Source organism: Roseibium aquae (assembly GCF_008711285.1).
GTDB classification, from domain to species: Bacteria; Pseudomonadota; Alphaproteobacteria; order Rhizobiales; family Stappiaceae; genus Roseibium; species Roseibium aquae.
Window position 1 is genome coordinate 212,043 of sequence record NZ_VXDC01000008.1, and the last position, 26,268, is coordinate 238,310.

Consider the following 26,268-nt stretch of genomic DNA (forward strand, 5'->3'; position numbering starts at 1 on the left):
ATGAGCGTTTTCAAATCAGCACATTCATCGACAGCTTGACACAAGCTATCTCGGCAGACCCGACACGCAAGCCAGTATGCCCGCCCTGCGGCAGAAGGCCCCAGCGGTCAGGGCAACGCGACCACCGGCGTACGGACGCCAACGCGCTGAAACAGATCCGCGATGTCCCGATTGTTCATGCGGATACAGCCATAAGAGACCGCCGCGCCGATGGATCCGGGCCGGTTCGTGCCATGGATCGCATAATTGCCGTTGGACAGTGTCATCGCCGCCACGCCCATCGGGTTATTGGATGCGCCGCCCGGAATGACGGAAGGCAAATGGGGGAAATCGCGCCGGACCTCCGGTGAAGGTGACCATGCCGGTTTCACATGTTTGGCCGTGATGCGGGCGTGGCCCGTCCAGGCCTTGGCAGGCTTGCCCACCGCGACCTTGTAGCGGATGGCCTGCCCGCCCCGCAAAACCAGGTAAAGGCGCCGCTCGCTGTTGCGGATGACGATGGTACCGGGCTGAAAGCGGTGATCTTGAAACGACACGAGTTCGCGGGCCGCTGCCGGATCCGGCGTCATGCCAATGAAGGCGCCTATCGCCACCGCCAAAAGGAAACGGACCATCCTCTGCGCTCGACTGTTTTCCCGTCGCTGGGAGCATCTGGAAAGCGATCAGCGTCGGGCGAAAGCCGGTTTTGGCCGAGCGCCCGCTGATTCAACTCCGGAAAAAATGAGCGAAAAGAAGGGGGTTCGCGAGAGGGCGTGGAGAACCACATGGTTTTAAGGTTACCGGCCGCCCTCAGAACCGTCGTCAGAACGGGGCGTAGCTCCCGTCCCGCCAGACAAACAAATCAAAATCCGGCAAGGTGACATCCCCGTTTTCATCAAAGGCCAACGGCCCCATCACCGAGGCAAGAGACGCCTCCGCCAGCACCCGGCCGACGGGCTCCAGATCGGTCGTACCGGCGCGGCCGACCGCCTCCGCCCAAGCCTGGACAGCCGAATAGGTTTTCACCACATATGGCCCAGGCAGGGGCCCGGTGTCCGGCAACCGGTTCAGGAGCGCTTGAGCTTCCGGCAAGCGCCGCGGATCCGGAGGCAGGGTGAAGAGCGTGCCTTCGCCCTCCTCTGCGGCCAGCAGCCAGAATTCATCGGTCGCCAAAGCGTCTGTCCCCATGAGCCGGACATCCAAGCCCCGCCCGGCAATCCCCCGCACGATCTTGGCCGCCTCCGGGTGATAGCCCGCGAAGAACAGGACGTCGGCGGCCTGCAGTTGAAGCGTTGAAACGAGGCCCTCGTAATCGTCCGCGCCGACATCGATGCCCTGAAATAGAACTTCCCGGATGTCACGGCTGTTCAGCTCCGCTTTGACCGCATCCGCCAGTCCCTTGCCATAGGCGGACCGGTCATGAACGATTGCGATCCGCTGCCCCCCGAAGAGATCCGCCAGGAAGCCGGCCGCCACGGGGCCTTGGGCATCGTCGCGCGGCGCAAGGCGGAAAACGCCGGGCCCGGGACGCCCGTCCGTATATCGCGGCTGCGTTGTGGCCGGAGAAATCTGGACAATACCGGCCTTGGCGTAGACCTCGCTCGCCGCGATGGACGGTCCGAAACAGAAATGTCCGGCCATAAACCGGATGTCCCGGCCAACCATCTGATTTGCAACGGCCACGGCCGTTTCGGTCTCGCATTCGTCGTCGGCGGCCTCAAGGCGCAGAGCCTGCCCGAGCACGCCCCCTTGCGCGTTGATGTCCTCGACTGCGAGCTGCGCCCCGGCGACCATCTGCTCGCCAAAGACACCAAACTCGCCCCCGAGAGGACCGGACACCCCGATCGCGATTTCGGCCCGCGCGGTCGACCCGGACGCCCATGTCAGAACCAAAGCGAAAATGATCGAAGAAAACCGGTTTTTCATCCCATGCGCCCGTTCTTGTTCCCCGCCGACCTTAAAAACTCCGCGGGACCGAGGAAAGCGGTTTTCGATTGCCCGCGGTGCACCATATCCGGCGGGTGGCTATCACGCCGGTAAAAAAATGTGCTAGACGGCAGCGCAACGACGTTCGATCCGAGAACCAATGGAAAGGAATGTGCTCTTGGCTTCGCCAACCGCCGATCCAGACAGACAGCCCCCAAGCTTTACGGAAGCGGTCCAGCGGGATTTGACCGCTCAGTCCTTCCGGGAAGCCATGAGCCGCGTTGCGACGGCCGTTCATGTGGTCACCACAGACGGTCCAGGCGGGCGAATGGGCGCGACGGTTTCGGCGTTTTGCTCGGTTTCGGACGAGCCGCCCAGCGTTCTGATCTGCTTGAACAGATCCACACGCCTTCATGCCGCGATCCTGAAAAACCGGGTGTTTTGCGTGAACACCTTGAGCGAGGGCCATGAAGATGTTTCCGACGCCTTCGCCGGCCGGGGACAACTGGCGATGGAGGACCGTTTCGCGCGCACGAGCTGGGCCCCGTTGGCAACCGGATGCCCGGCCCTGGAAGACGCGAGCTTGAGCGTCGACTGCGGTGTTTTCAGCCTGTCCGAGGTCGGCACGCATTCGGTCATCATCGGCACCGTCAGCGATATCCGCATGCGCGAGTCCGGACGGTCGCTGATTTACATTCAACGCGGGTACCGCAGTCTGCCGAAATAAGTTTCGACCTCATCAGGGGGATCGGATACGCTCATCGGAAGGCCCATTACCGGCCGACCTTCTGATGGAGTGCATGCGACATGGCCGGACCGCGCAACCTGATCACCGATGTGCCCGGCTTGAAAGTGGGCAATGCGCAGGATCAGGGGCTGAAGTCCGGGGCGACCGTGATCCTTCCGGACGAGCCTGCCGTTGCCTCCGTCGCGATCCATGGCGGCGCGCCGGGCACACGCGAAATCGCTCTTCTCGAACCCGAGCAAACCGTTGAAAAGGTCGACGCCATCGTTCTGGCCGGAGGGTCCGCCTTCGGGCTGGATGCCGGCGCCGGCGTTCAGGGGCGCCTTGCCGAACTTGGCCGGGGATTTGCTGTCGGGCCGGTCCGCGTGCCGATCGTTCCGACCGCGATCCTGTTCGACTTGCTCAATGGCGGCGACAAGGGATGGGGCACCGCCGCTCCTTATCGCGATCTTGGCCGCGCCGCGCTGGACGCCGCTGGAAGCGATTTCGCGCTCGGGTCCCATGGCGCGGGCGCGGGCGCGACCACCGCCAATTTGAAGGGTGGTCTGGGTTCTGCCTCCGTCATGCTCGCCAATGGCATCACCGTTGGCGCGCTGGTCGCAGTCAATGCGCTCGGCCGGGCCACGGTGGGCGACACACGGCATTTCTGGGCAGCGCCCTTTGAACGCGACCGCGAGTTTGGCGGTTTTGGTCTGCCTGCCCCAATGCCAGCCGATGCGGTCGACGTGAAGACCAAGCTGGACGGATTGAAAGCGGGCGCCAACACAACGATCGCCGCGATTGCGACCGATGCTGTCCTGACCAAGTCCGAAGCCAAGAGACTTGCCGTCATGGCCCATGACGGGCTGGCGCGCGCGCTCTGGCCCGCCCACACTCCACTCGACGGCGATCTCGTCTTTGCCCTGTCGACCGGGCAGCGCAAGCTGGACCGGGCGCTGGAGGATATGGTGCAACTGGGCGCGGCGGCCGCGTCCTGCCTGGCGCGCGCGATCGCCCGCGGCGTTTATCACGCCAGTTCAGCGGAAGGCGATCCCGTCCCCACCTGGCAAGCCCGCTTTTCCAACGAGGGATAGCCCGGTAGAGGACCAGGCCGGAAGCAACACGCGTACGCGCGCCCCGGATAATCTGAGATCGTGAAACCTCAGTGACGCGCCGCCAGCGATGCCCCGGACCCGATTTCCGGCCGCGAACCTGCGCCGATCCGGAACCGCTGGTGCATACCGCAAAGCCCCGGCGCGGCTGACGAACGTGACCGGTCTGCCCAGCCTTTTCCGCCGGGCAGCACGGGCGCAAGCTATTCGGCGGCTTGAAGGAAAGGATTTTCACCCTTGCCATCATCGTCCCCGCCGAGCGCCGGTTTCTGAAGCTGCTCGAGAAGCTGTGCGCGTTTGTCGGCTGCCTTCTTGAAATTGGCTTCCTTGACCGGCCCGAAGCCGCGCACGAGATCGGGCACACGGGCCAGTTCGACCAGGAGACCGTAGTTTGCCTTGCCAAGTTCGCTGACGATGCGCTCCAGATCGGCTTTGTACTGCGCGACCAGCGACCGCTCGGCCTTACGCTCCTCGGTCCTGCCGAACGGATCGAGCCAGGTGCCGCGCAGGGTCTTGAACCGGGTCAGCAACTTGAAGGCCGAAAAGATCCAAGGTCCGAAGGCGATCTTCTTCGGACGGCCGGTTTTCGGATCAAGCGCGCGCGCCAGAAGCGGCGGCGCCAGATGGACCTTGACCTTCTTCGGATCCTCGAACCGGGCGGCAACCTTCTGCTTGAAGGCGGGATCGGAATAGAGGCGCGCGACCTCATATTCGTCCTTGTAGGCCATGACCTTGTACAGCATGTCGGCCGCGGTGCCGGTCAGGCGCATGGTGCCCGGCCCGTGGCGCTCATCCGCCTGCATGACGGCCGAGATCGTGCGCCGGAACGTGTCCGCATAGGCCTCGTTTTGATAAGCGGCCAGTTCATCGGCCAGGAACGCGATCTTCTCCTCCAGCGTCCGTTCGGGCGCCTTTTCCTCGATGGGCAGGTTGTCAAGGATCGCGGACGGGTTCGCCACAAGGATCCGTCCGGCCCGGAAGGCCCGCACGTTCGCGTCCACGGCCGCGCCATTCAGCTTGAGCGCCGTTTCGATGGCCTGCGCCGAGACGGGCAATCCGCCGCTTTGATAAACCATCCCGACCAGCAGCATGTTGGCGTAGATCGCATCGCCCAGAAGTTTTTCGGCGATGCCGGCGGCGTCCATCGGGATATAGGTGGCCGATGCCTCGTTGAGCGCTTTGTCCATCCGTTTTTGATCGAAAGACAAGGTCTGTTTCAGCACGAACTCCGCCGTCGGCGCCACTCTCGTGTTCGCGACGGTCAAGGTAGCGTCCCGATTGGCCAGGGCAAGCTGCTCGGCATTCGTCGCCACCACCATGTCGCTGGCCAGAAGCACGTCGAGGCCGGCGGTTGGAACCCGAGGTCCCTCGATGGTCTTGTCGGCGGCCGCGAAGCGCACATGAGATGTCACGGGCCCGCCCTTTTGCGCAAGGCCGGTCATGTCCAGTGTGGAGGCATGTATGCCGTCCACATGGGCGGCCATCGCGAGCACCGCGCTGATGGTTGTAACTCCCATGCCACCGATCCCGGCGACCATCATGTTGCGGGTCCGGTCAAGCGAGGCAAGCTCGGGTTCGCTCAAGTCCGCATGCAGCGCATCGATGTCGACCTCGGCCTTTCTCGGCTTCTTGAGGGCCGCGCCTTCAATCTCGACAAAGGACGGGCAGAACCCCTTCACACAGGAAAAGTCCTTGTTGCAGCTCGACTGGTTGATCTGGCGCTTCTCGCCGAAAGGCGTGGCGAGCGGCTCGACCGACAGGCAGTTCGACTGGACAGAGCAATCTCCGCAGCCTTCGCAGACCCGGTCGTTGATGAAAAGCCGCTTGTCCGGGTCGGGAAACTGGCCCTTCTTGCGCCGGCGGCGCTTCTCGGCCGCGCAGGTTTGGTCGTATACGATGACCGACACACCGGGATAGGTCTGGAATTCCTTCTGAACCTCCATGAGATAATCGCGGTGGTAGACCTTGGCGTTGGCGGCGATGTTGCTCCAGTTGCCCCACAGTTCGGGCGTCTCGCTGATCACCGCGATCTTTTCAACACCTTCGGCTTCCAACTGGCGGGTGATCTGCGGCACTGACAGCGTCCCGTCGACCTGCTGCCCACCGGTCATGGCGACCGCGTCATTGTACAGGATCTTGTAGGTGATCGGCATTTTCGCAGCCACGGACTGGCGGATGGCGAGGATGCCCGAATGGAAATAGGTTCCATCACCGAGATTGGCGAACATGTGCTTGTCGTTCGAAAACGGTCTTTGGCCGACCCAAAGCACGCCCTCGCCGCCCATGGCAATCTGGCCTTCGGTGCTCCGCCCTGCCACTTCCGTCATGGCATGACACCCGATCCCGGGCATGGACCTTGCCCCTTCGGGCACAACGGTGGATGTGGAGTGCGGGCAGCCGGAACAGAAATAAGGGACCCGTGCCGCGCGCTCTGCATGGCCTTGCGCCCACATGACCTGGTTGGTCATGCGTTCGGACACCTGGCGCATCCGGTCGGTCACGGCGTCTTCCGGCAACCAGTCGGTCAGCGCCTTCATGATTTCGGCGACCGACAGTTCCAGAACATCGGAAAGGAAAGGCTCGCCGCCCGGCCGGCGCTTGCCCCAGACCTGGGGCCGGCTCGCCTCCGGCCAGTGGTAGGAGATTTCCTTGATTTGCGGCTCCAGGAAGCCGCGCTTATGCTCGACGACCAGAAGGCGCTCGGCACCGCGGGCAAACTCCGCGAGCCCTTCCGGCTCCAAGGGCCAGGGCATCGCCACCTTGTAAACGGCAAGTCCGAGGGCGCGCGCCAAGTCGTCGTCGATCCCCATGAGATCCATGGCCTGCCGCAGGTCCCGGTAGGCCTTGCCTGTCGCGACAAGCCCGAGCTTGACCCGCCGCTTCACGCCGAAGGCATTCCGGTCCAGCGCATTGGCGCGGACATAGGCCTGGGCCGCGGGAAGACGGATGTCGCGCAGCAGCCGTTCGGTCTCCAGCCGGTTGCCGAGGAGCAGATCACGGTTGATCTTCTGGTCCTTGCGCGGATCGCCAAACGGCGGCCGGGTCAAGCGCAAGCGATCATCCGAGACATTGATGGTCGCGGACGCGTCCATTGTGTCCGCGACACAGATCAAGGCGGTCCACAGGCCCGAAAACCGTGACATTTCAAGCCCGTGAAGGCCAAAATCAAGAACGTCCTGGATATCGGAGGGGTTGAGGACCGGGGTTTCTGCATGGGCGAAAAAGAATTCGCTCTGCGCGGGCAGGATCGACGATTTGGCAAGATGATCGTCACCGGCCAGAGCCAGAACGCCGCCATTGCGGTCCGTGCCGGAGGCGTTCGCCTGCTTGAGTACGTCCCCGGCCCGGTCGACGCCCGGCGCCTTTCCGTACCAAATACCGAACACGCCATCGTAATCCGTGGCCCGCCCCGGTCCCCGCAGTTTCTGGGTGCCCCAAACGGCCGTTGCCCCGAGTTCCTCATTCACCCCCGGCTGGAACACCACATTGTGGGCTTCCAGGTGACGCCGGGCACGCATCAGTTCGCTGTCGTAGCCCCCCAGCGGAGATCCCCGGTACCCGGAGACGAAACCGCCGGTCTTCAGCCCGGCGGCCCTGTCGAACCGCGCACGGTCCAGGGTCAGCCGGACCAGCGCCTGAATGCCTGTCAGATAAACCCGGCCGGACGTTGCGACATACTTGTCGTCAAGCGTGACCGTCGGCACATGGATGTTCATCCGCTCTCCCTCCTCACCGGATCTGTTGCGCGGCACCTCGTCCTGCCCGCGCCTGTTTACGACAATATCGTTCTTTTGCTCGGCGAATTCTGTGCTATCGTGACCCCATAATCCTCAATATGCGCGCAATTTTTCCTTTTAAGAGCAATGGCCGAAAAATATCTCCTAGACCCGTCGGATATCCGAGTCCTCCGTGTTTTGCAGCGTGACGCAAGCTTGTCCATCGCCGACATCGCCCGGGAAGCCGGAATGAGCCAAACGCCCTGCTGGCGCCGGATCAAAAAGCTTAAAGAGCTTGGCATCATCAAGCAAATCACGGCCATCATAGACCGGGAAACGGTCGGCTTGCACTTCATAGCCTATTCGTTCGTGAAACTCGCCGTGCCCAGCCGCGAAAACATGGAAACCTTCGACCGGCTGGTGCACAGCTGGCCGGAAGTGGTCACCTGCGAGCGGATCACCGGAGCGGTGGACTATCTGATCAAGGTCGTGACCGACGACATCAAGACCTACGACAATTTCCTGCGGCTGAAGCTTCTGGACAACACGCTCGTGTCCGACGTGCAATCCCGGATCGTGGTCAACACCGTCAAGGACACCGTTGCCCTGCCCTTACGGGAAAACTGATCGGCATCTTTGCGTTAGGCCGGCCAAGCAAGGAACGGTGCTCAGGTGCGGTGTGCCTTGAGGTCAATCGTGCCTCAACTCAAACGAGGAAGCGCGCCGGGGAGAGCGCGGCGGCCTCCGCGCACGGTTCTTGCCCGGCGATCGTTTCGGCCAGCATCCGGCCTGTCAGCGGCCCCAGCGTAAAGCCCGAATGGCCGTGGCCGAAATTGTACCACAGACCGGGGGTTGAGGGCGACGCGCCCAGAACCGGAAGCGAATCGGGCAAGCAGGGACGTCCCCCGGCCCAGACCTGTCCGATGTCCTTTTTGCCCAGGCGGAAGATTTCCCGCGCTTTCACAGTCGCCCGCCGCACCTGTGTTTCGTTGGGCGGGGCATCCATCGGAGACAAATCAACTCCCGTCGTCAACCGGATGCCCTTGTCCATCGGGGTCAGCACAAACCCGTTTTCGATATCGACCACAGGCCGGGACAAGGAACCGCCAGATGATGGGCGGAAATGGACATGATAGCCGCGTTTGACGGCGAGCGGAAAGCGGTCCCCGAACAGGGCCGTGAGATCGTCCGACCACGGCCCGAGCGCGACCACCACCGCATCCGCGAAGATCTCGCCGCGCAGCGTCTTTAGCGACCAAGACGCCCGGTGGCGCCGCAGCCGCTTGGCGTCGCCCCGAAAGAACTGTCCGCCCTCTTGAATGAAGGTCCGCCAGACCGCTTCCACCACGGCGGCCGGATTGGAGACGGACATGGTCTCGGGCCAAAACACGCCCGACAAGCCCCGTCCGGACAGGCCCGGCTCCACAAGCGGCAGTTCTTCGGACGAGAGCTCGTGATAGTCGACCCCGAAGATGCGCGCATAGTGGCGCTCGTCCTCGCCCTCCGAATACCCTTTCGAACTGCGGTACAGGTGCAGCCACCCGCTCGACCGGTAGAACCGCTGCGAACTGCAAGCCTGGGACAGGGTACGATGCTCCTCCAAGACCAGCTTGCGCAAGGAGGCCATGGTCCAGGCATAGTGATGGACCTTGTCGGCTTCGCTGTTGCGCCGGAACGCCTTCAGCCAGGCCCGCAGGTTCCAGAGGGTGGCGGGGGAATAGCTGACGGCGGTGGATTGATGAAGCGCGACTTGCAAAAGGGACGAGAGCCGGTCGGGAAAAAGCGGCGGGACGAAGCCGTTCCGCTCAACGATCCCCGCATTTCCAAAAGAGGCGCCCTCACCGGGATGACCCCGGTCTACCAGGCAGACCGAAAACCCGCGCCGCCGCAGATGAAATGCGGTGGAAACCCCGACAATTCCGGCACCCAAAACAATTATGTCTGCTTTGGTCACTGCAGCCTCTTGGAAAACAATACATTTTTCTCTTAACCTATTTTCGGGGCGAACAACATTGCGTCCCCGGCCTCACCCACAGCGGCGTAGCCCGCTCCCCGCAGGAAGACAGCTGATGTTTGCCGGACCTTTGCGACTCCTGGGCTGGATCGGACAACGGGGAACCGCTGCCGTGGCCGTCAGCGTGCTGATTGGCGTGTTCCTGCCGTTCTTGTCGGCGCTGGTGCGCCCGTTCCTGAGCGAGGCGGTTTTCGTGCTGCTGGTTCTGGCGTTCCTGAGGGTCGATTCGGCCGCCTTGATCACACGTTTCAAGAAACCCGTGCTGTTGATCGCAGCCAGTATGTGGATGCTGCTGGTTGTGCCAGCATTCGCCTTGATGGTGTTCAAATTCCTGCAGCTCGATTCCCTCGGGCCCGAAGTGATGCTGGCGCTGTTCATCGCCACCGCCGCGCCGTCCGTGATGTCCGCGCCCGCCTTCGTCTATCTCATGGGGCTTGATGGCGCCCTGAGCCTGAGCATTCTCGTCGTCTCGATGGTCCTGACACCGTTGACCGCCCCGCTGATCGGAACCCTCATGCTGGATGGGGCCTTGCCGCTCGACAGCATCACACTCGGCGTTCAACTCTTCTCGTTGCTCGCGGGATCCTATCTGGTGGCCTTGCTGCTGCGCAAAGTCTCGGGCAAGGCGCGGATCGAGCGATACCGGACCGAGATCGACGGTCTCAATGTGGTGATTCTCTTCCTTTTCGCGCTCGCGGCAATGGACGGCGTGGCCGACAGCTTTCTGGCGCGCCCATTGTTCACCGCCGGGCTCGCGGCACTCACCTTCGCACTTGCCCTTACGCAGATCGGCGTGTCTCTTGCGCTTTTTTCTGCGGCAGGCCGGCCCGACGCCTTCGTCATCGGTCATGCGACAGGCGCCCGGAACATGGGCCTCATGGTGGCCGCGCTCGGCGGCACGCTGCCAGAACTGACATGGCTCTGGTTCGCGCTCGGCCAGTTGCCGATCTACATGCTGCCGCTGCTGCTCAAACCTTTCGCGCTCCGGTTTTCCCATGGCGCAAATCGCCTGCGCACCTGACAGCAACGCTGGCATGCGCTAGTCTGTTATGAGGTATGGAGGGCTGGTCATGCGCGGGTTTGGGTCGCTTTCGCTTATTCTCTTTGCTGGTGCCATCCTTCTGGCGGCGTCTCCCGCGCAGGCGGGCGATCAGGCGCGGCTGGATGTGCTCGGCTTTTCGGAAGACGGGCGGTTCTTCGCCTTCGAGCAATCGGGCATCCAGGACGGTTCCGGCTGGCCCTATTCGGACATCTTCGTGCTGGACGTTCTGGCCGACAGCTGGGTCAGGCCATCGCCCTTCCGCCATCGGGACGAGAGCGACGACAGCCAAGGCTATGATCCAGATGCCTTGCTCGCTCAAACCCGCGCGGACAACCGTCTGGCCGCGCAGCCGCTGTTGGACAGCACCGGGATTGCCGGACGCGGGTACACCGTGGGCAGCAATCCGGTGACGGAACTCTCGGCCGATCCGTACCGCATGACGGTCAATCCAAAACCCGTCGTTCCGCCCATTGATCCTCCGATGCAGATCGAACTGACGGAGTTCGACTTGCCGGAGGCAACGTGCCAGACCTACGGCGTTCAAACCAAAGGATTCCGGCTCACCACAGTCTTTGGCGGAGAAGCCCGCGTCCGGCACCTTGACGAAACGCTCCCGAGCAGCCGGGGCTGCGCGATCGGATACCGGATTGAGCGCGTCATTGCCCATTTCCCCGAAGGGAGTCCGCCGGTCGTGGCGATCATCGTGCATGTCTCAAGACATGGCTTCGAAGGCCCGGACGGCCGTTACATGGCGATCACCGGACGCCTTTAGACCGCTAAACCGATTTGAGCTGCCGCCCCGGCTTGTTCTTCCGGTACCGGCATGATAGCGCGCTGGTAAACCGCCTGTGCATGCTGTGGAGCCGCCCATGACTAAAGACATTCTCATCGCCCCGTCCATTCTCGCCTCCGATTTTTCAAAACTGGGACAGGAAGTGCGCGATGTTGTGGAGGCTGGCGCCGACTGGATCCATCTGGACGTCATGGACGGGCATTTTGTACCGAACATCACCTTCGGGCCGGACGTCATCGCGAAGCTGCGCCCGCACACGGACAAGATCTTCGACACGCATTTGATGATCGCCCCGTGCGATCCCTATCTGGAGGCCTTCGCCAAGGCCGGGTCCGACATCATCACCGTGCATGCCGAGGCTGGGCCGCATCTGGACCGGTCCCTTCAGGCCATCCGGAACCTGGGCAAAAAGGCGGGTGTTTCCCTGAACCCCTCCACCCCCGAAAGCGTGCTAGAATATGTCCTGGACCGGCTCGACCTGATCCTCTTCATGACCGTCAACCCGGGCTTTGGAGGCCAGAAATTCATCAACGCGGTGGTCGACAAGGTCGAAAAAGTGAAAGCCATGGTGGGCGACCGTCCGATTGATATCGAGATCGACGGCGGTGTGACCCCTGAGACGGCACCGCTCGTCACCAAGGCCGGTGCGAATGTGCTCGTGGCCGGATCCGCCGTGTTCAAGGGCGACGGCATCGACAGTTACCGCGCGAACATCGAAGCCATTCGAGCGGCGGCTGCCGCCGCTTGATCCTTTGAAAACAAATACCCCCGGGCCGTAACACAGGTCCGGGGTTTTCGTCGGCCGCTTTCTATTCAAGGCAGATAGGTCAAACTCTCCAGAACTGCCTTGTTGTCCCAAAATTGAAACTTCGCAACGACGCTCTTGTCGTACATCTGCTCGTCTTCCTTGTCTAAATACTGGCAGGCAAAGAACAGATGGTCCTTGTTTTCAGTCCCCGCAGCCTCGTCATAGGCATATCCGTGCCAGATCTCGGTGTCGCAGGTACCAAGCCCAGCAAGAGCTGCCGCCACGCCCGACGCTCCCGAAGCGGTGGTCAGGAAACGACCGAAATCGACGTCTTCCGCAGAAGCTGGCGCTACGGCAAAGAATGTCAGGCCAAGAGCAAACCCGATTGAACGAAAGTTCATGCAAAAACTCCAATATATTGAATTGCAAAATCAAATAGGCACAATCAGTCTGGAATATAAAGACACTTAAAGCGTTCTGGTTCCGCATCCGGTTTTTTTGTCGGCCAAATATTCGGCATCCTCGAACCGGCCCGGCAAATGACGGCCGGGTTCCCGGGCATGGCCAGGTGTCATGGTCCTTGCCATGCCTGTCGGCTGCATCCGGGCCCGCCCGAAAACATGACCGCTGCAGCAATTGGCAAACCCGCCGGTTCCGGCTGGCGCCATGTTGTGATCGTCAAACGGGTCTGCTAGACCGCACCCAACTTCTCCAAAGCTAGAGGATAGCTGATGATCCCGCGCTATTCGCGGCCCGATATGGTCGCCATTTGGTCTCCTGAAACAAAGTTCCGTATCTGGTTCGAAATTGAGGCCCATGCCTGCGACGCCCTCGCCGATCTCGGGGTGATCCCGAAGGAAGCGGCGCAGACCATCTGGGAAAAGGGCGGCGCGGCCACCTTCGACATCGACCGGATCGACGAGATCGAGCGCGAAACCAAGCACGACGTCATTGCCTTCCTGACCCACCTTGCCGAGATCGTCGGCCCGGACGCCCGTTTCGTGCACCAGGGCATGACCTCGTCGGATGTTCTGGACACCTGCTTCAACGTCCAGCTGGTCAAGGCAACCGACCTTCTCTTGAAGGACATGGAAGACCTTCTGGCTGCCATCAAACGCCGGGCATTCGAGCATAAGGACACGGTCACCATCGGCCGGTCCCACGGCATTCACGCCGAACCGGTCACCTTTGGCCTGAAAATGGCGCAGGCCTACGCGGAATTCGACCGTTGCAAGACACGGCTTTTGAATGCCCGTGAGGAAATCGCGACCTGCGCGATCTCCGGCGCGGTCGGCACTTTCGCAAATATCGACCCGCTGGTCGAAGAGCATGTCGCCAAGGCGATGGGTCTTCAAGCCGAGCCGGTCTCCACCCAGGTGATCCCGCGCGACCGCCACGCCATGTATTTCGCGACGCTTGGCGTCATTGCCTCGTCGATCGAACGCCTGGCGACCGAAATCCGACACCTGCAGCGCACGGAAGTTCTGGAAGCCGAGGAATATTTCTCCAAGGGCCAAAAAGGCTCCTCGGCCATGCCGCACAAGCGCAACCCGGTCCTGACAGAGAACCTGACCGGTCTTGCCCGCCTGGTGCGCATGTCGACCGTGCCGGCGATGGAGAACGTGGCGCTGTGGCACGAGCGCGACATCTCGCACTCATCGGTTGAGCGCATGATCGGCCCGGACACGACCGTGACGCTCGACTTTGCCCTTGCCCGCCTGACCGGTGTCATCGACAAGCTGGTGGTCTACCCGGACCGGATGGTCGGCAACATGGACCGCCTCGGCGGCCTCGTGCACTCACAGCGCATTTTGCTCGCCCTCACCCAGGCCGGCTCGTCGCGGGAAGATGCCTACCGCCTCGTGCAGCGCAATGCCATGAAGGTCTGGGACAGCTACCAGGTGTCCGGGGACGCCAAGGTCGATTTTCTGACCGAGCTTCTGAATGACGCAGACGTGCGCAAATATCTGTCGGAAACCGAGATCCGCGAGCGCTTCGACCTCGGCTACCATACAAAGCATGTGGACACGATCTTCAAGCGGGTGTTCGGCGAAGGTTGATCGCATGAAAATCGCAGTCGTTTCCGACATTCACGGCAACGTCCTGGCGCTTGAGGCGGTGCTGGCTGATCTCAAGCTTGAGGCCCCGGACATGGTGGTCAACCTGGGCGATTGCCTGTCCGGCCCGCTTTGGCCCGAGGAAACGGCCGCGATCTTGCGCGAAACCAATTGGCCAACCGTGCGTGGCAACCACGACCGGTTCATACTGGATGAACCGGTCGACAAGATGGCGCCAACCGACGCGTTTGCCGCCGGGCGCTTGTCGGCCGAAAGCCTTGACTGGTTGAGAACCACAGCCCCCACCATCCGCCTGCCCGGCAGCGTCTTCCTGTGCCACGGCACCCCGGACAACGACGACCGGTATCTGACCGAAAAGGTGGAAGGCCCCAAGGGCCATTTGCCGGACGAACAGACGCTGTTGGCCGAGATCAAGGGCGAAAGCGCCCAGATCATTTGCTGCGGACACACGCATATTCCCCGGGTAATCCAGCTGGCGGCGACCGGTCAGACGATATTGAACCCCGGCAGCGTCGGCCTGCCATCTTATGACGAAACCCACCCAAACCGGCACAACAAGGACGCCGGCAGCCCCCATGCACGCTATGCCTTGATGATCAAGGCTGCAGAGGGCTGGGAGTTTCAGGACAAGAAGGTGCCCTACGACTGGGACGCCGCTTCTGCAGAAGCGCAGCGCAATGGACGCCCCTTTTGGGCGCGCGCCTTGAAGCACGGGTTCTTCGGTCCGCTGTCGTAACTACGCCTTTTTTCGCCCACGGCAGCTTCGGACAAGCTTGGTCAGCGATGACAGGAGGGATCGAGCCCCCGAAGGAGACGACCGTGCCCCATCGCGCCCTGCTGACCTCTTCCTCCGCCATCTTGAGTGTCCTGGCGGTCCTCGGAACGGCATGGGCGGCGGATCCGATCCAGGCCCCACCTCCTCAAGCCGCGCCCGCTCCGCCGCGGGTCATCTATGTCGAACCGGTCAGGCCGCAGGCCTATCTGCCGCCGGCCTATGACGCACCGGGCCCGCGCTGGCGCAACGGCTATCGCGGCAGCGGGTGGAAGATCTATAACGGATGGTGGTATCCGCCTGAAAATTTCAGCTTCAACACGGTCCCGCCCCGCGTGGCTCCGGCGCCGCCGTACAATCCGCACGGTTTGCTTCAACCGCAGAAGCAACAGTTCGTCGCCGTGCCACAACATGGCATCGCCCATGCCCCGCCCCCCGAACCGGCCGCCGGGGCGGCCCAGCCCGCGTTCCGCACCACGCCCCGGCCGGGCTACGGACACCGCACGCAGGCCCGGCCTGTTCCCTCGCCGCGCACGTCCGGTCAACCGCAGCACAGCGACGCGCAACGGGTGCAGCACGTTAACTGGTGCCTGGAAGCCTACCCGGATTCCTATCTCGTCTCGAACAACACCTATCAACCTCGCGGCGGCCCGCGCGCCCAGTGCCGGTCCCCCTATTCAAGCCTGCGCTGAACCGGGACAGGCGAGCAGCGCCAGACGCTTTCCAAAAGCCGGGTCCGTGATTTGACAGACCCGCCAATCCCCGGCATGAGGGCACATCATTCGCCCCCGAAACCGACTTGGATTGCGCCGTGAAAATCGCAGACACCGATATTCTTCTGGTTCCCGGCTACGGAAAAACGCTGCCCGGCCATTGGCTCTTGCGCTGGCGCGACAAGATTGCCAATGCCCGGCTCGTCGAACAGGCCCGGTTGCAACAGCCCCAGCGTAAGCCGTGGGTGGAGAAGCTGGTCGCCGATGTCGAGGCGGCCACCCGCCCGGTGGTTCTGGTCGCCCATTCGCTCGGCTGTGTCCTGGTGGCCCATGCCGCACACGACCTGAAGGGCAAGATACGCGGCGCTTATCTGGTTGCCCCCTCTGACTGGGAGCGCGACGGGCTGGTGAAGGAGTTCGATGGTGGTGATTTCAAGCCGATCCCGCTCCACCCCTTGCCCTTCCGGACGCATTTGGTCGCCAGCCGGACGGATCCGTTTTGCGCCTTCGACAGGGCGGAGCAGTTCGCCAAAGCCTGGGGCGCGACATTTCAAGATGCCGGGGATGCCGGCCATATCACGCTGGAGAGCGGGCATGGCCCATGGCCGGAGGGCATGATGTCCTTCGCGGGATTCATGAAACGCCTGGATTGAAACAGCGGGCGACACGGCGCAAAGACGTGCCGCCCGACCCTTGTCGAAAGCAGACCATTCGACCACCGGGCTTATTGAAGGCCCGGTGTTTTAGACGACGGGCTCGCCCGGTTGCCGGGCCGCCGAGTTCGCCATCAAACGCGTGAGATGGTTCGCGACATACCAGGCAACGGGCATGGCCAGGATCGCGCCGGCGGCGGCACTGGCCACCAGGTAAAGCGCATTGAAATCATTGACACCAAACATCGTCAAAGGCACCAAGGCCCCCAATCCCGCCAGGGTCGGCCCAATGATGATGTAAAGAATGACCGCGAGCTTGCCCATGGAATACCCTTCCGTATAACCGACGCCCTGCCACGCCCGTCCGGATCCCTCAATCCTGCGATGGCTTCACAGTTTCACTCAATCGAATAATCACCCGGCCGTCTTTGACCGGAGTCAAACCGTGCAAGCCTTTCGAGCGGTGGAGGCCGCGGCATGGAACAGGCCCATATCCGCCCCGTACGCCATCAAGGTATATCCCGCGTCCCGCGCCTCCATGACCTTTTCAGGGCTCATGCAAAAGATGCCGGCGATTTTCCCGGCTGCGCGGGCATGGTCCGCGATGGTTCGGATGGCCTGTGTGGTTTTCTCACCGTCGCGGTCCATGTCCGCCCCCGCCGAAAGCGTCAGGGAGAGATCGCTCGGCCCCACGAAAACACCGTCGATCCCCGGCACGGCCAAAATCGCGTCCAACGCCGCAACCGCCTGGGGCGTTTCGATCATGGCCAGTGATACCGTTTCCCGATTGGCCTTCTCGAGGTAAGCCTCCAACGGCAAACCGTCCAGCATGGCCGCCCGGTGCGGTCCCCAGCTCCGCTCGCCCAGCGGCGGGTATTTTGTCGCCGCCGCAAAGGCCTTGGCCTCTTCGACACTGTTGATCATCGGCGCGATCACCGCCTGCGCGCCCAAGTCGAGCAACCGGCTCGCGGTGGCGTTGTCACCGACCGGGATGCGCGCCAGCCGGTAGGTGCCCGCGAGCACCATGGCCGCAAGAGCTTCGCGCGCGCTGGCAATGTCGTGCGCGCCATGCTGAAAGTCGACGGTCACCGCCTCATAACCGCCGCGTCCCATCAGTTCTGCCAGGATCGGCACCGCGAGCATCGACCAGCCGGTGACAACCGGACTGCCGGATTTCAGTTTTTCCGCAAGGCTGACTGTTTCGGACACGCGCGTTTCCCCCTGTGTGGTCTCTGCTTTGGTCTCTGCCGGATCGGCGGGCGACAAGCTGGAAACGGCTTGCACCCAAAGCGGACCGGTTCTTCGATCTTAGAGCGTAGTCGGGGCGTTTTCCAAACCCCCAATGCGGTCAGGCAATCGCAGTCGGACGCCGCTTTCAAGGCGTGATTTGCAGGGAACCGGCCAGTGGCAAACAACCGGGCCTCCCGTGGGGACCGGAATGGCCAAAGCGCGTTCAAAAAAAAGCGCCAGCCCGAAAGGGCCGGCGCGCGTTATTCTTCCGGATCATTTACTTTGGGTCAGCCGTCGTTTTGCAGCTGCTCCACGGCCTTTTGCAAAAGGTCGTCCATGGTCCGGCGAATCTGATGGTCGGACTGATCGACGCCCGCCGCATCAAAATCACCCCGGATCTTCCGGAACACGTCCTCGTCGCCCGGCTCTTCAAAATCGGCGCGGACAACTTCCTTCGCATAGTCTTCTGCTGCCTCTCCGCTTTTGCCGAGAAGCTCCGCGGCCCAAAGGCCAAGCAGTTTGTTGCGGCGTGCGGTCGATTTGAACCGCAACTCCTCGTCATGCGCGAACTTGTTTTCAAATCCCTGTTCGCGCTTGTCGAACGTGCTCATCATAACTCTCCTGAAGTCAGGGCCGGGCCAACGCCTTCCATATAGGAAGCCTTTGACACTTTCCATATCCCCCGAAGCGGCCCAAATCAACGCGCGACCAACGCTTTACCCCAAAAGCCGCGACCATGTGATAAAACCCCGCACCATGCCGATTGTGCTTTGGCCGGTCTTGGAGTACCTTCCGCGCCGCTGACGCGGGGTTGAAACCGAGGATCACCGCCAAAACGCGCGGCCGCGCGCCGCTCTGGGGGGAGGAAAGCAACGGTTAGGAAAGAACCCCGACTATATGGATTTTCTCAAACACTCACGGTATGTGCCAATGAACCGCCGCCGGCGTATCTATGAGGGCAAAGGCAAGATTCTTTACGAAGGCCCGGAACCAGGAACCCTGATCCAGCACTTCAAAGACGACGCGACCGCCTTTAACAACAAAAAACACGCAATTGTCGACGGCAAGGGCGTGCTGAACAATCGGATCTCTGAATTCGTCTTCACCCATTTGAATGAGATCGGCATCCCGACCCATTTCATACGGCGGATGAACATGCGCGAGCAATTGATCAGGGAAGTGGAAGTCATCCCGATCGAGGTGGTGGTGCGCAATGTCGCCGCCGGATCGATCGCCACGCGTCTCGGCCTGGACGAGGGCACCCAACTGCCCCGCTCGATCATCGAGTTCTATTACAAGAACGACGAACTCGGCGATCCCATGGTGGCCGAGGAACACATCACCGCCTTTGGCTGGGCCACTCCCCAGGAGCTGGACGACATGATGGCGTTGGCGATCCGGGTCAACGATTTTCTCTGCGGCTTGTTCCTGGGTGTCGGGATACGGCTGGTTGACTTCAAGATCGAATGCGGACGCTTGTTCGAGGGCGACATGATGCGGATCGTCGTCGCCGATGAGATCTCCCCGGACAGCTGCCGTCTTTGGGACATCGAGACCAACGAAAAGATGGACAAGGACCGGTTCCGCCGCGATCTCGGCGGCATGCTGGAAGCTTATCAGGAAGTGGCCAAGCGGCTCGGCATCCTGAACGAGAACGACCGGCCAACGGCCAACGGTCCAACTCTGGTCCAGTAACATCCAAGGACAGACCCCCGGCCCTCCGGGGGTTTTTTCTGGATCCGGCGGCAGGACCCTTTCTTCCGCGCAAAAGCTGGTGTAAGCACCGCGCGACTTCAGACAACCGGCAAGGCTCTCGGAGACCCGATCATGAAAGCACGCGTGACCGTCACTTTGAAAAACGGCGTTCTCGACCCGCAAGGCAAGGCGATCGAAGGCGCGCTGGGCGGTCTCGGCTTCGACGGTGTCGCAAGTGTCCGCCAGGGAAAGGTGTTCGACGTGGAGATGCGGCACACGGAGGCCGCCGCTGCCCAGGCGGAGCTTGCGGAGATATGCGAGAAGCTTCTGGCCAATACGGTCATCGAGGACTACGCTATCGAGCTCATGTAAGCTGCAGCGAAGGGCATTGAGGCATGGATGAGGACAGCGCGAAAGCCTTGCGCTTCATGGCCATCAAAGCCGCTGTCTTTATCGCCATTCCGGCCCTGGCCGCTGTGCTGGCCGTGCTGTTCCTCTTGTGACTGACACCGGGACGACCCCCAACATGAAAACCGCCGTTATCGTTTTTCCAGGCTCCAATCGCGACCGGGACATGTTCCGCGCGCTGGAATTGGTCACAGGCTCCCGCCCTCAATCGATCTGGCATGCGGATGCAACACTGCCGGATGTCGATCTGGTCGTGGTGCCAGGCGGATTTTCCTACGGCGACTATCTGCGGTCCGGAGCGATCGCGGCCCGGTCACCGATCCTCAAGGACCTCGTGGCGAAGGCCGCGCAGGGTGTCACGGTTCTGGGCGTGTGCAACGGGTTCCAGATCCTGACCGAAGCCGGGCTTCTGCCCGGTGCGCTGATGCGCAACGCCGGACTGAATTTCGTGTGCAAGGAAGTGCTTCTCGAGACGGTGACCGACGCGACCCGCTTCTCGTTGAAGTTTGAAAAAGGCCAGGTCTGGCGCTGTCCGGTCGCGCACCATGACGGCAACTACTTCGCCGACGCGGACACATTGAAGGCCCTGGAGGACAACGGTCAGGTCGTTTTCCGTTATGCCAATGGCACCAACCCGAACGGGTCGATCAACGACATCGCTGGCATCATGAATGGCGCGGGCAACGTCCTGGGCATGATGCCCCACCCGGAGAATCTGGTCGAACCGCTGCATGGCGGCACCGACGGCCGCCTGCTGTTCGAAAGCCTGCTCTCCAAGGCGGCGTAATCCTGCTGCGAAGGGTCCGGCATGAGCGAGCTGAAACTCGACAAGGACACGAAGACCCGGCTCGCAGCTGAAATCCGCCGCTATATTGACCGCGAGCTCGAAATCGAAATCGGCAACATGGAAGCCGAGTTCTTTCTTGATTTTTTGGCCCAAACACTGGGGCCCAGCTTTTGCAATCTTGGCCTGAAGGATGCTCAAACCCTGATCAGCCGCCGGATGATTGATCTGAACGACGACATGGACGCCTTGGCAAGGCTGGAAACGACCGTGTCGCCGCGAAAATAGGCCCGCGCGGAATAATTGCGGACAAGCGCGCCCGAACATCACCAGCTGCACAAAGGAAAGGACTTGCTTGCATGGATGCTCTTCTCATTGCATTCGGCCTCGCCGGGCTTGTGGCCGGCGGTGACAGCCTGGTGCGCGGTTCGGTCGGCATCGCCAAACGGCTTGGACTGTCGCCTCTCCTGATCGGGCTGGTTCTGGTCGGTTTCGGCACCTCCTCGCCGGAACTCATGACCAGCGTGTTGGCTGCGTTGAATGGCTCCCCCGGGATCGCCGTGGGCAATGTTGTCGGCTCGAACACGGCCAATATTTTGCTGATCCTCGGACTGTCGGCCCTGCTGGCGCCCTTGGTCACCGATCCGGCCGCCATGCGCCGGGACGGGCTGGTGATGCTGGGGGCTGCCTTGGCCGTCTCCCTGCTGGCCCTGATGGGCTCGATCTCCCGGATCGAAGGCGGACTTCTGGTGGGCGCGCTGATTGCCTATCTCGTCGTCGCCTATGTGACAGAATCCGGCAAATCGACCCCGTCCGGCGATCTGCACCGGGCCGAGGCCGACACGCCGACGGCTCAACCCTTCTTCTCCAGCCTGCCCATGCTGATCGGCCTGACAGTGGGCGGGCTGGCGCTGACCATGGCCGGCGCGAACTGGTTGGTCACGGGGGCCAGCAATCTGGCCCGTACCGCAGGCGTGAGCGATGCCGTGATCGGTCTGACCGTGGTGGCGGTGGGCACATCCCTGCCCGAATTGGTGACCGCGATCGTGGCAGCGATGAAGAAGCAATCCGATATCGCGCTTGGCAACGTGCTGGGGTCCAACATCTACAATGTGCTGGGCATTCTCGGGACAACCGCGCTGATCGCCCCGCTCGACATCCCGGCCGAGATCGCGACCCGCGACGTCTGGATCATGCTCACGGCGACGATCGTTCTGCTGGTCTTCGCTGTCACGGGATGGAAAATCACCCGGCGCGAAGGAACGCTTCTTCTGGCCGGCTATGGCGCCTATCTGGCATACCTCGTCTTTTCAGCGACTGGCTGAGAGAAACCCGGAAATCACCATTCCGGAAGGCTCCCCTTTCGCGATCCGATCTGCTAAATGCGGCGCACGCGCCGTGTTTGGCACCCAGACTTTCAGCGAAACGGACCGACATGATCCCGAACGACATCAAGATCACGCCCGAACTCATCGAATCCCATGGGCTGAAGCCCGACGAGTATGAGCGGATCCTGGCGCTCATCGGCCGCGAGCCGACTTTCACGGAACTTGGCATCTTCTCGGCCATGTGGAACGAGCATTGTTCCTACAAGTCCTCGAAAAAATGGCTGAAAACGCTGCCAACCAAAGGTCCGCGCGTCATACAGGGACCGGGTGAGAACGCCGGCGTGGTGGACATAGGCGACGATCAGGTCGTGGTGTTCAAGATGGAAAGCCACAATCACCCGTCCTACATCGAACCCTATCAGGGCGCGGCCACCGGCGTCGGCGGGATCTTGCGCGATGTCTTCACGATGGGCGCACGGCCCGTGGCCGCCATGAACGCCCTGCGCTTCGGGGCGCCCGACCATCCGCGCACCCGCCATCTTGTGTCCGGTGTGGTGGCGGGCGTCGGCGGTTACGGCAACTCGTTTGGCGTGCCGACCGTGGGCGGCGAGGTCGAGTTCCACGCCCGCTACAACGGCAACTGCCTGGTCAACGCGTTTGCCGCCGGTCTGGCGAAGGCCGATGGCATTTTCCTGTCCAAGGCGGAAGGCGTTGGTCTGCCCGTGGTCTATCTGGGAGCCAAGACGGGCCGCGACGGCGTCGGCGGAGCCACGATGGCCTCGGCGGAATTCGACGATACGATCGACGAAAAACGGCCGACCGTTCAGGTCGGCGACCCGTTCACCGAGAAGTGCCTGCTCGAAGCATGCCTGGAATTGATGGAGACCGGCGCCGTCATCGCGATCCAGGATATGGGCGCGGCGGGGCTGACCTGTTCGGCCGTGGAAATGGGCGCCAAGGGCAATCTCGGGATCGAGCTGGATCTTGACGCGGTGCCGGTGCGCGAGGAGCGCATGAGCGCCTACGAGATGATGCTTTCGGAAAGCCAGGAGCGCATGCTGATGGTCCTGCGCCCGGAACTGGAAGGCGAGGCCGAGGCGATCTTCAGGAAGTGGGGCCTCGACTTTGCCATTGTCGGCAAGACGACGGACACGCTGCGCTTCATCGTCAAGCACCAGGGCGACATCGTGGCCGATCTGCCGATCAAGGAACTGGGCGACGAGGCGCCGGAATATGACCGGCCGTTTATCGAGCCCGAAAAGCGCGCGACGCTGTCGCCCGCCGACGTGCCGGAGCCGCAGGATTACGCCGCCGCGCTGAAAGCCCTTGTCGGCAGCCCCAATGGCGCGTCCCGCCGCTGGGTGTACGAGCAATATGACACGCTGATCCAGGGCAATTCGGCGGCGACGCCCGGCGGGGATGCCGGCGTGATCCGCGTTGAGGGCACCCGCAAGGGCCTCGCCTTCACCGTGGACGTGACACCGCGCTACTGCGAGGCCGATCCGTTCGAGGGCGGCAAGCAGGCGGTGGCCGAGGTCTGGCGCAACCTGACCGCCGTCGGCGCCGAACCTCTGGCGGCAACGGACAACCTGAATTTCGGCAACCCGGAGCGGCCCGAGATCATGGGCCAGTTCGTCGGCTGCATCAAAGGCATCGGCGAAGCCTGCCGGGAACTCGACTTCCCGATCGTGTCCGGCAATGTCTCGCTCTACAACGAGACCCACGGCGAGGCGATCCTGCCAACCCCGGCCATCGGCGGGGTGGGCCTTCTGCCCGATGTCACCGTGCGCGCCGGCGCCGCCTTCGTCCGGGAGAACGACTGCATCGTCCTGATCGGCGGCCACGGCACGCATCTGGGCGCCACGCAATATCTCGCCGATGTTCTGGGCCGGGAAGACGGCGCCCCGCCGCCGGTGGACCTTGCTTGCGAGAAACGCAATGGCACCCTGGTGCGCCAGTTCATCGGCGCGCAGCGGGTGAGCGCGGTTCACGACATTTCCTCCGGCGGCCTGGCCGTGGCGCTGGCCGAGATGGCGATGGCCGGCAACATCGGGGCCACGGTCGAGATCGATGGCCCCGCGCATGCCGCGCTGTTTGGCGAGGATCAGGGCCGCTACATTCTCACCGCCGCCGAGGACCAGCTCGATGCGCTTCTGGAAGATGCGATCGACCAGGGCATCGAGGCCCGGATGATCGGCCGGACCGGCGGAACGGAATTGACTGTTGCCGGAGTTCTCACCATATCGGTGGAGGAGCTGAGAACCGCCCATGAGGGCTGGTTCCCGCACTACATGGCCAGCGCAGATTAATGGACCGGGCCGCAATGGCCATCGAGGGAAGGACGCGACCAAAATGCCGATGAACGCGAACGAGATCGAAACCCTGATCAGGGAGGCCCTGCCCGACGCGCAGATCGAGATCCGGGATCTCGCCGGTGACGGCGATCACTACGCCGCCAATGTCGTGTCGGAATCGTTCCGGGGCAAAAGCCGGGTCCAGCAGCACCAGATGATCTATGATGCCCTCAAGGGCAACATGGGCGGCACCCTCCACGCCCTGGCTCTGCAAACGAAGGCCCCGGACTGACCGGCCGATTGCGAAGCTACGGGTTTTCGCCTAGGTTTGGGCACACCGGCGGCCCTGCCGCCGCACCGATTTCAAAAAGGACGCATTCCATGAGCATCCAGGACTGGATCAAGAACGAAGTCGAAACCAACGATGTCGTGCTGTTCATGAAGGGCACGCCGAACTTTCCGCAATGCGGGTTTTCCGGCCAGGTCGTTCAGATCCTCGACTATCTCGGCGCGCCCTACAAGGGCATCAACGTGCTGGAGGACGACGAGCTGCGCACCGGCATCAAGGAATTCACCAATTGGCCGACCATTCCGCAGCTCTATATCAAGGGCGAATTCGTCGGCGGCTGCGACATCATCCGCGAAATGTTCCAGAACCAGGAACTGCAAACGGCCTTCTCCAAAAAAGGCATCGAAGTAAAGCAAAGCGCGTAACGCGCTTTGCCCACGGGGCGCGAGGCTGACCCAAAGGCCGCAGCAAGCAGCCTGCCCCGCCTCATCCTGAGGAGGTCCGCAGGACCGTCTCGGAGGACCGTCTCGAAGGATCCGCGCCCCCTTCGTGATGACGCCTGCCCATCTCATCCTGAGCAGGTCCGCACCATGCCAAAGCTGCCTGCCGGCCTCATCCCGAGCAGGTCCGCACCATGCCAAAGCAGCCTGCCGGCCTCATCCCGAGCAGGTCCCCAGCATGCCAAAGCAGCCTGCCCGCCTCATCCTGAGGAGGTCCGCAGGACCGTCTCGAAGGATCCCCGGCGCCCGGACCGCCAAAATCCCGCCCGGTTACGTGCCCGCAACCGGCCGGGCAAAGAGCCGACCGACGTGGCCGCCTCCGGCAACGGACAGCCAGATGGGTCTTCGGCCAGACTGAACCGGCATTTTTCGCGCTTGGATCGGGATTGTTTCCCGCCCTAAGGGGACATACACCTGCCTTCAATTAAATGATCGGTTCTGACTAAAAAACGTAAGATTGTATTGTTAGATTTATCACCCATAAAATACTACTACAAGCGCCGGATAAGATTCTTAATCCAGCTCATACTAAACTCGATTGCCCATTCCGTCTGCTGGCGCGACAGGGTTTGCATCTGCAAGTTACCAGCTCCGTGTCCGATCGGGTTACGGACATGGGTAAAGAACTCTTTCAGTAAGGTGCTTTCCCAAGACAAAATGAAGCCGTTCTTTTTCGACGCAAGGTTTTCGATGTAACTGTGCGCGCCTTTTTCACCTCCGTGGGTCCAGCCTTTTTGATCGGAAATGATCTTGATGGTGCTTTCCAAAGCGCGTGCCGCGTAGAACTCCGGGTCGCGTCCATCGCTATCCCGACGGTCAAGCGCTTCCTTCATATCCAGATCGACGTTCTTCCAAACGGGATCAGAGACCAGCATCCAAAATGGCGTTTCAACTTCTTTCTGAACTAGGTCATCGGTCGAGATCTGAATGAAGCCATTGTGATAGTTCAGTGGGTATCCAGCTTGCCGGAATCGAGCGTTTAGCTCATCAACACTTGCACGGAAAGCGGCTGTATTGATCTCTCGCCGTTTGCGTGCGCCCTCTTGTGGATCGTCTGGCAATCTCAAGCTTGAGGGGGACAAGGAAGCAAGTAGTTGCTCGCTTTCGGAAATCTCGGACGCATTCAGCGTGGCAATCTCGTTCTCTTTTTGCCTAAAACCAAGTTCAATCAAGCTGAGGCGTTCTTTGATATGCACGTCGGGAGAATCCGTGACTGTTTTCATTAGCCAATTCTCGCAGACTGTAACCACAGCATATCTATGCGTCTGGATGTGGTCATTCCCATTCCACTTCGTAGTGTATGAGGACCAAATCGGTGAAAGCTCTTTCACACCGAGTTCGCGGATAACGTACAAAATTTTTCGCACATTTTCAGGTTGGTACGGTTCCCTTTATTCTGATTGAAGGGAGCATGGCATGACTGATGACGACGACGGCAAAGAGATGAGCAACGTGATCCGGATCGATGAA

Annotated in this window: 28 protein-coding genes; 19 read left to right on the plus strand and 9 right to left on the minus strand. The window is 61.8% G+C overall.

The window, feature by feature from the left end; translation table 11 throughout:
* Nucleotides 1-107: 107 nt before the first annotated feature.
* Both F0184_RS14645 and F0184_RS14650 read right to left on the minus strand, forming a co-directional pair.
* Entirely contained in the window at nt 108-614 is a 507-nt protein-coding gene (locus F0184_RS14645; protein ID WP_150496928.1) for a L,D-transpeptidase, read from the minus strand.
* 187 nt (nt 615-801) lie between these two features.
* The gene (locus F0184_RS14650; RefSeq protein ID WP_150496929.1) at nt 802-1,905 is read right to left on the minus strand and encodes a branched-chain amino acid ABC transporter substrate-binding protein; all 1,104 of its coding nucleotides are present in this window, start codon (nt 1,903-1,905) and stop codon (nt 802-804) included.
* A gap of 178 nt (nt 1,906-2,083) precedes the next feature.
* On the opposite strand from F0184_RS14650, the gene F0184_RS14655 reads away from it, so the two are divergent.
* Both F0184_RS14655 and F0184_RS14660 read left to right on the plus strand, forming a co-directional pair.
* Nucleotides 2,084-2,632 (plus strand): flavin reductase, encoded by a 549-nt coding sequence (locus F0184_RS14655; protein WP_208998492.1) that lies wholly within the window; start codon nt 2,084-2,086, stop codon nt 2,630-2,632.
* A gap of 80 nt (nt 2,633-2,712) precedes the next feature.
* Nucleotides 2,713-3,723 (plus strand): P1 family peptidase, encoded by a 1,011-nt coding sequence (locus tag F0184_RS14660; RefSeq protein ID WP_150496930.1) that lies wholly within the window; start codon nt 2,713-2,715, stop codon nt 3,721-3,723.
* 221 nt (nt 3,724-3,944) lie between these two features.
* On the opposite strand, the gene F0184_RS14665 is transcribed toward F0184_RS14660, so the two are convergent.
* A complete protein-coding gene (locus F0184_RS14665; protein ID WP_150496931.1) occupies nt 3,945-7,457 on the minus strand; it encodes an indolepyruvate ferredoxin oxidoreductase family protein in 3,513 nt (1,170 codons plus the stop codon).
* Nucleotides 7,458-7,604: 147 nt separating this feature from the next.
* Between F0184_RS14665 and F0184_RS14670 the strand changes: the two genes are divergently transcribed.
* The gene (locus F0184_RS14670) at nt 7,605-8,084 is read left to right on the plus strand and encodes an Lrp/AsnC family transcriptional regulator (protein ID WP_150496932.1); all 480 of its coding nucleotides are present in this window, start codon (nt 7,605-7,607) and stop codon (nt 8,082-8,084) included.
* Between the two features lie 79 nt (nt 8,085-8,163).
* Here the strand turns inward: F0184_RS14670 and F0184_RS14675 are convergent, their stop codons facing one another.
* Nucleotides 8,164-9,411: an NAD(P)/FAD-dependent oxidoreductase gene (locus F0184_RS14675; RefSeq protein WP_150496933.1), complete on the minus strand. Its 1,248-nt coding sequence runs from the start codon at nt 9,409-9,411 to the stop codon at nt 8,164-8,166.
* Between the two features lie 115 nt (nt 9,412-9,526).
* Here F0184_RS14675 and F0184_RS14680 point away from each other — a divergent pair, with 115 nt between their 5' ends.
* From F0184_RS14680 to rpe, 3 genes are all read left to right on the plus strand, one after another.
* Nucleotides 9,527-10,492, plus strand: coding sequence for a sodium:proton symporter (locus F0184_RS14680; protein WP_150496934.1), 966 nt, complete (start codon nt 9,527-9,529; stop codon nt 10,490-10,492).
* 49 nt (nt 10,493-10,541) lie between these two features.
* A complete protein-coding gene (locus F0184_RS14685) occupies nt 10,542-11,285 on the plus strand; it encodes a DUF2259 domain-containing protein (protein ID WP_150496935.1) in 744 nt (247 codons plus the stop codon).
* A gap of 97 nt (nt 11,286-11,382) precedes the next feature.
* Nucleotides 11,383-12,054: a ribulose-phosphate 3-epimerase gene (gene rpe, locus F0184_RS14690; RefSeq protein ID WP_150496936.1), complete on the plus strand. Its 672-nt coding sequence runs from the start codon at nt 11,383-11,385 to the stop codon at nt 12,052-12,054.
* Nucleotides 12,055-12,119: 65 nt separating this feature from the next.
* Here rpe and F0184_RS14695 read toward each other — a convergent pair whose 3' ends face one another.
* On the minus strand, nt 12,120-12,455 hold the full coding sequence (locus F0184_RS14695; RefSeq protein ID WP_150496937.1) for a hypothetical protein: 336 nt from the start codon (nt 12,453-12,455) through the stop codon (nt 12,120-12,122).
* A 330-nt stretch (nt 12,456-12,785) separates the two neighbouring features.
* Between F0184_RS14695 and purB the strand changes: the two genes are divergently transcribed.
* The 4 genes from purB (at nt 12,786) to F0184_RS14715 (ending at nt 16,270) form a co-directional block, all read left to right on the plus strand.
* Nucleotides 12,786-14,114, plus strand: coding sequence for an adenylosuccinate lyase (gene purB, locus F0184_RS14700; RefSeq protein ID WP_150496938.1), 1,329 nt, complete (start codon nt 12,786-12,788; stop codon nt 14,112-14,114).
* Nucleotides 14,115-14,118: 4 nt separating this feature from the next.
* Nucleotides 14,119-14,868 carry a metallophosphoesterase family protein gene (locus tag F0184_RS14705; protein WP_150496939.1) on the plus strand — a complete coding sequence of 250 codons (750 nt, stop codon included), beginning with the start codon at nt 14,119-14,121 and terminating at the stop codon, nt 14,866-14,868.
* 83 nt (nt 14,869-14,951) lie between these two features.
* Nucleotides 14,952-15,596, plus strand: a complete 645-nt coding sequence (locus F0184_RS14710; protein WP_206668352.1) for a BA14K family protein — start codon at nt 14,952-14,954, stop codon at nt 15,594-15,596.
* 119 nt (nt 15,597-15,715) lie between these two features.
* Nucleotides 15,716-16,270, plus strand: coding sequence for an RBBP9/YdeN family alpha/beta hydrolase (locus F0184_RS14715; protein ID WP_150496941.1), 555 nt, complete (start codon nt 15,716-15,718; stop codon nt 16,268-16,270).
* Nucleotides 16,271-16,360: 90 nt separating this feature from the next.
* On the opposite strand, the gene F0184_RS14720 is transcribed toward F0184_RS14715, so the two are convergent.
* The 3 genes from F0184_RS14720 to F0184_RS14730 form a co-directional block, all read right to left on the minus strand.
* Nucleotides 16,361-16,594 carry a hypothetical protein gene (locus tag F0184_RS14720; RefSeq protein WP_150496942.1) on the minus strand — a complete coding sequence of 78 codons (234 nt, stop codon included), beginning with the start codon at nt 16,592-16,594 and terminating at the stop codon, nt 16,361-16,363.
* Nucleotides 16,595-16,708: 114 nt separating this feature from the next.
* Nucleotides 16,709-17,479 (minus strand): HpcH/HpaI aldolase family protein, encoded by a 771-nt coding sequence (locus tag F0184_RS14725; RefSeq protein WP_208998493.1) that lies wholly within the window; start codon nt 17,477-17,479, stop codon nt 16,709-16,711.
* A 308-nt stretch (nt 17,480-17,787) separates the two neighbouring features.
* The gene (locus tag F0184_RS14730) at nt 17,788-18,111 is read right to left on the minus strand and encodes a DUF1476 domain-containing protein (protein WP_150496943.1); all 324 of its coding nucleotides are present in this window, start codon (nt 18,109-18,111) and stop codon (nt 17,788-17,790) included.
* 286 nt (nt 18,112-18,397) lie between these two features.
* On the opposite strand from F0184_RS14730, the gene purC reads away from it, so the two are divergent.
* From purC to grxD, 9 genes are all read left to right on the plus strand, one after another.
* Nucleotides 18,398-19,195 carry a phosphoribosylaminoimidazolesuccinocarboxamide synthase gene (gene purC / locus F0184_RS14735; RefSeq protein ID WP_150496944.1) on the plus strand — a complete coding sequence of 266 codons (798 nt, stop codon included), beginning with the start codon at nt 18,398-18,400 and terminating at the stop codon, nt 19,193-19,195.
* A gap of 129 nt (nt 19,196-19,324) precedes the next feature.
* Complete coding sequence (gene purS / locus F0184_RS14740; RefSeq protein WP_172972120.1) at nt 19,325-19,567, plus strand: phosphoribosylformylglycinamidine synthase subunit PurS; 243 nt, start codon at nt 19,325-19,327, stop codon at nt 19,565-19,567.
* 23 nt (nt 19,568-19,590) lie between these two features.
* Nucleotides 19,591-19,698, plus strand: a complete 108-nt coding sequence (locus F0184_RS20910; RefSeq protein ID WP_150496946.1) for a phosphoribosylformylglycinamidine synthase-associated small membrane protein — start codon at nt 19,591-19,593, stop codon at nt 19,696-19,698.
* A gap of 23 nt (nt 19,699-19,721) precedes the next feature.
* Nucleotides 19,722-20,390, plus strand: a complete 669-nt coding sequence (gene purQ, locus F0184_RS14750) for a phosphoribosylformylglycinamidine synthase subunit PurQ (protein ID WP_150496947.1) — start codon at nt 19,722-19,724, stop codon at nt 20,388-20,390.
* A 21-nt stretch (nt 20,391-20,411) separates the two neighbouring features.
* Nucleotides 20,412-20,675 (plus strand): DUF2164 domain-containing protein, encoded by a 264-nt coding sequence (locus F0184_RS14755; RefSeq protein WP_150496948.1) that lies wholly within the window; start codon nt 20,412-20,414, stop codon nt 20,673-20,675.
* A 71-nt stretch (nt 20,676-20,746) separates the two neighbouring features.
* Nucleotides 20,747-21,712, plus strand: coding sequence for a calcium/sodium antiporter (locus tag F0184_RS14760; RefSeq protein ID WP_150496949.1), 966 nt, complete (start codon nt 20,747-20,749; stop codon nt 21,710-21,712).
* Nucleotides 21,713-21,822: 110 nt separating this feature from the next.
* Nucleotides 21,823-24,024 (plus strand): phosphoribosylformylglycinamidine synthase subunit PurL, encoded by a 2,202-nt coding sequence (gene purL, locus F0184_RS14765; RefSeq protein WP_150496950.1) that lies wholly within the window; start codon nt 21,823-21,825, stop codon nt 24,022-24,024.
* A 43-nt stretch (nt 24,025-24,067) separates the two neighbouring features.
* Nucleotides 24,068-24,301, plus strand: a complete 234-nt coding sequence (locus tag F0184_RS14770; protein ID WP_150496951.1) for a BolA family protein — start codon at nt 24,068-24,070, stop codon at nt 24,299-24,301.
* Nucleotides 24,302-24,390: 89 nt separating this feature from the next.
* A complete protein-coding gene (gene grxD / locus F0184_RS14775) occupies nt 24,391-24,723 on the plus strand; it encodes a Grx4 family monothiol glutaredoxin (RefSeq protein WP_150496952.1) in 333 nt (110 codons plus the stop codon).
* Between the two features lie 566 nt (nt 24,724-25,289).
* Here grxD and F0184_RS20575 read toward each other — a convergent pair.
* Nucleotides 25,290-26,165, minus strand: coding sequence for an AbiJ-NTD4 domain-containing protein (locus tag F0184_RS20575; RefSeq protein ID WP_342212496.1), 876 nt, complete (start codon nt 26,163-26,165; stop codon nt 25,290-25,292).
* Nucleotides 26,166-26,268: the final 103 nt, after the last annotated feature.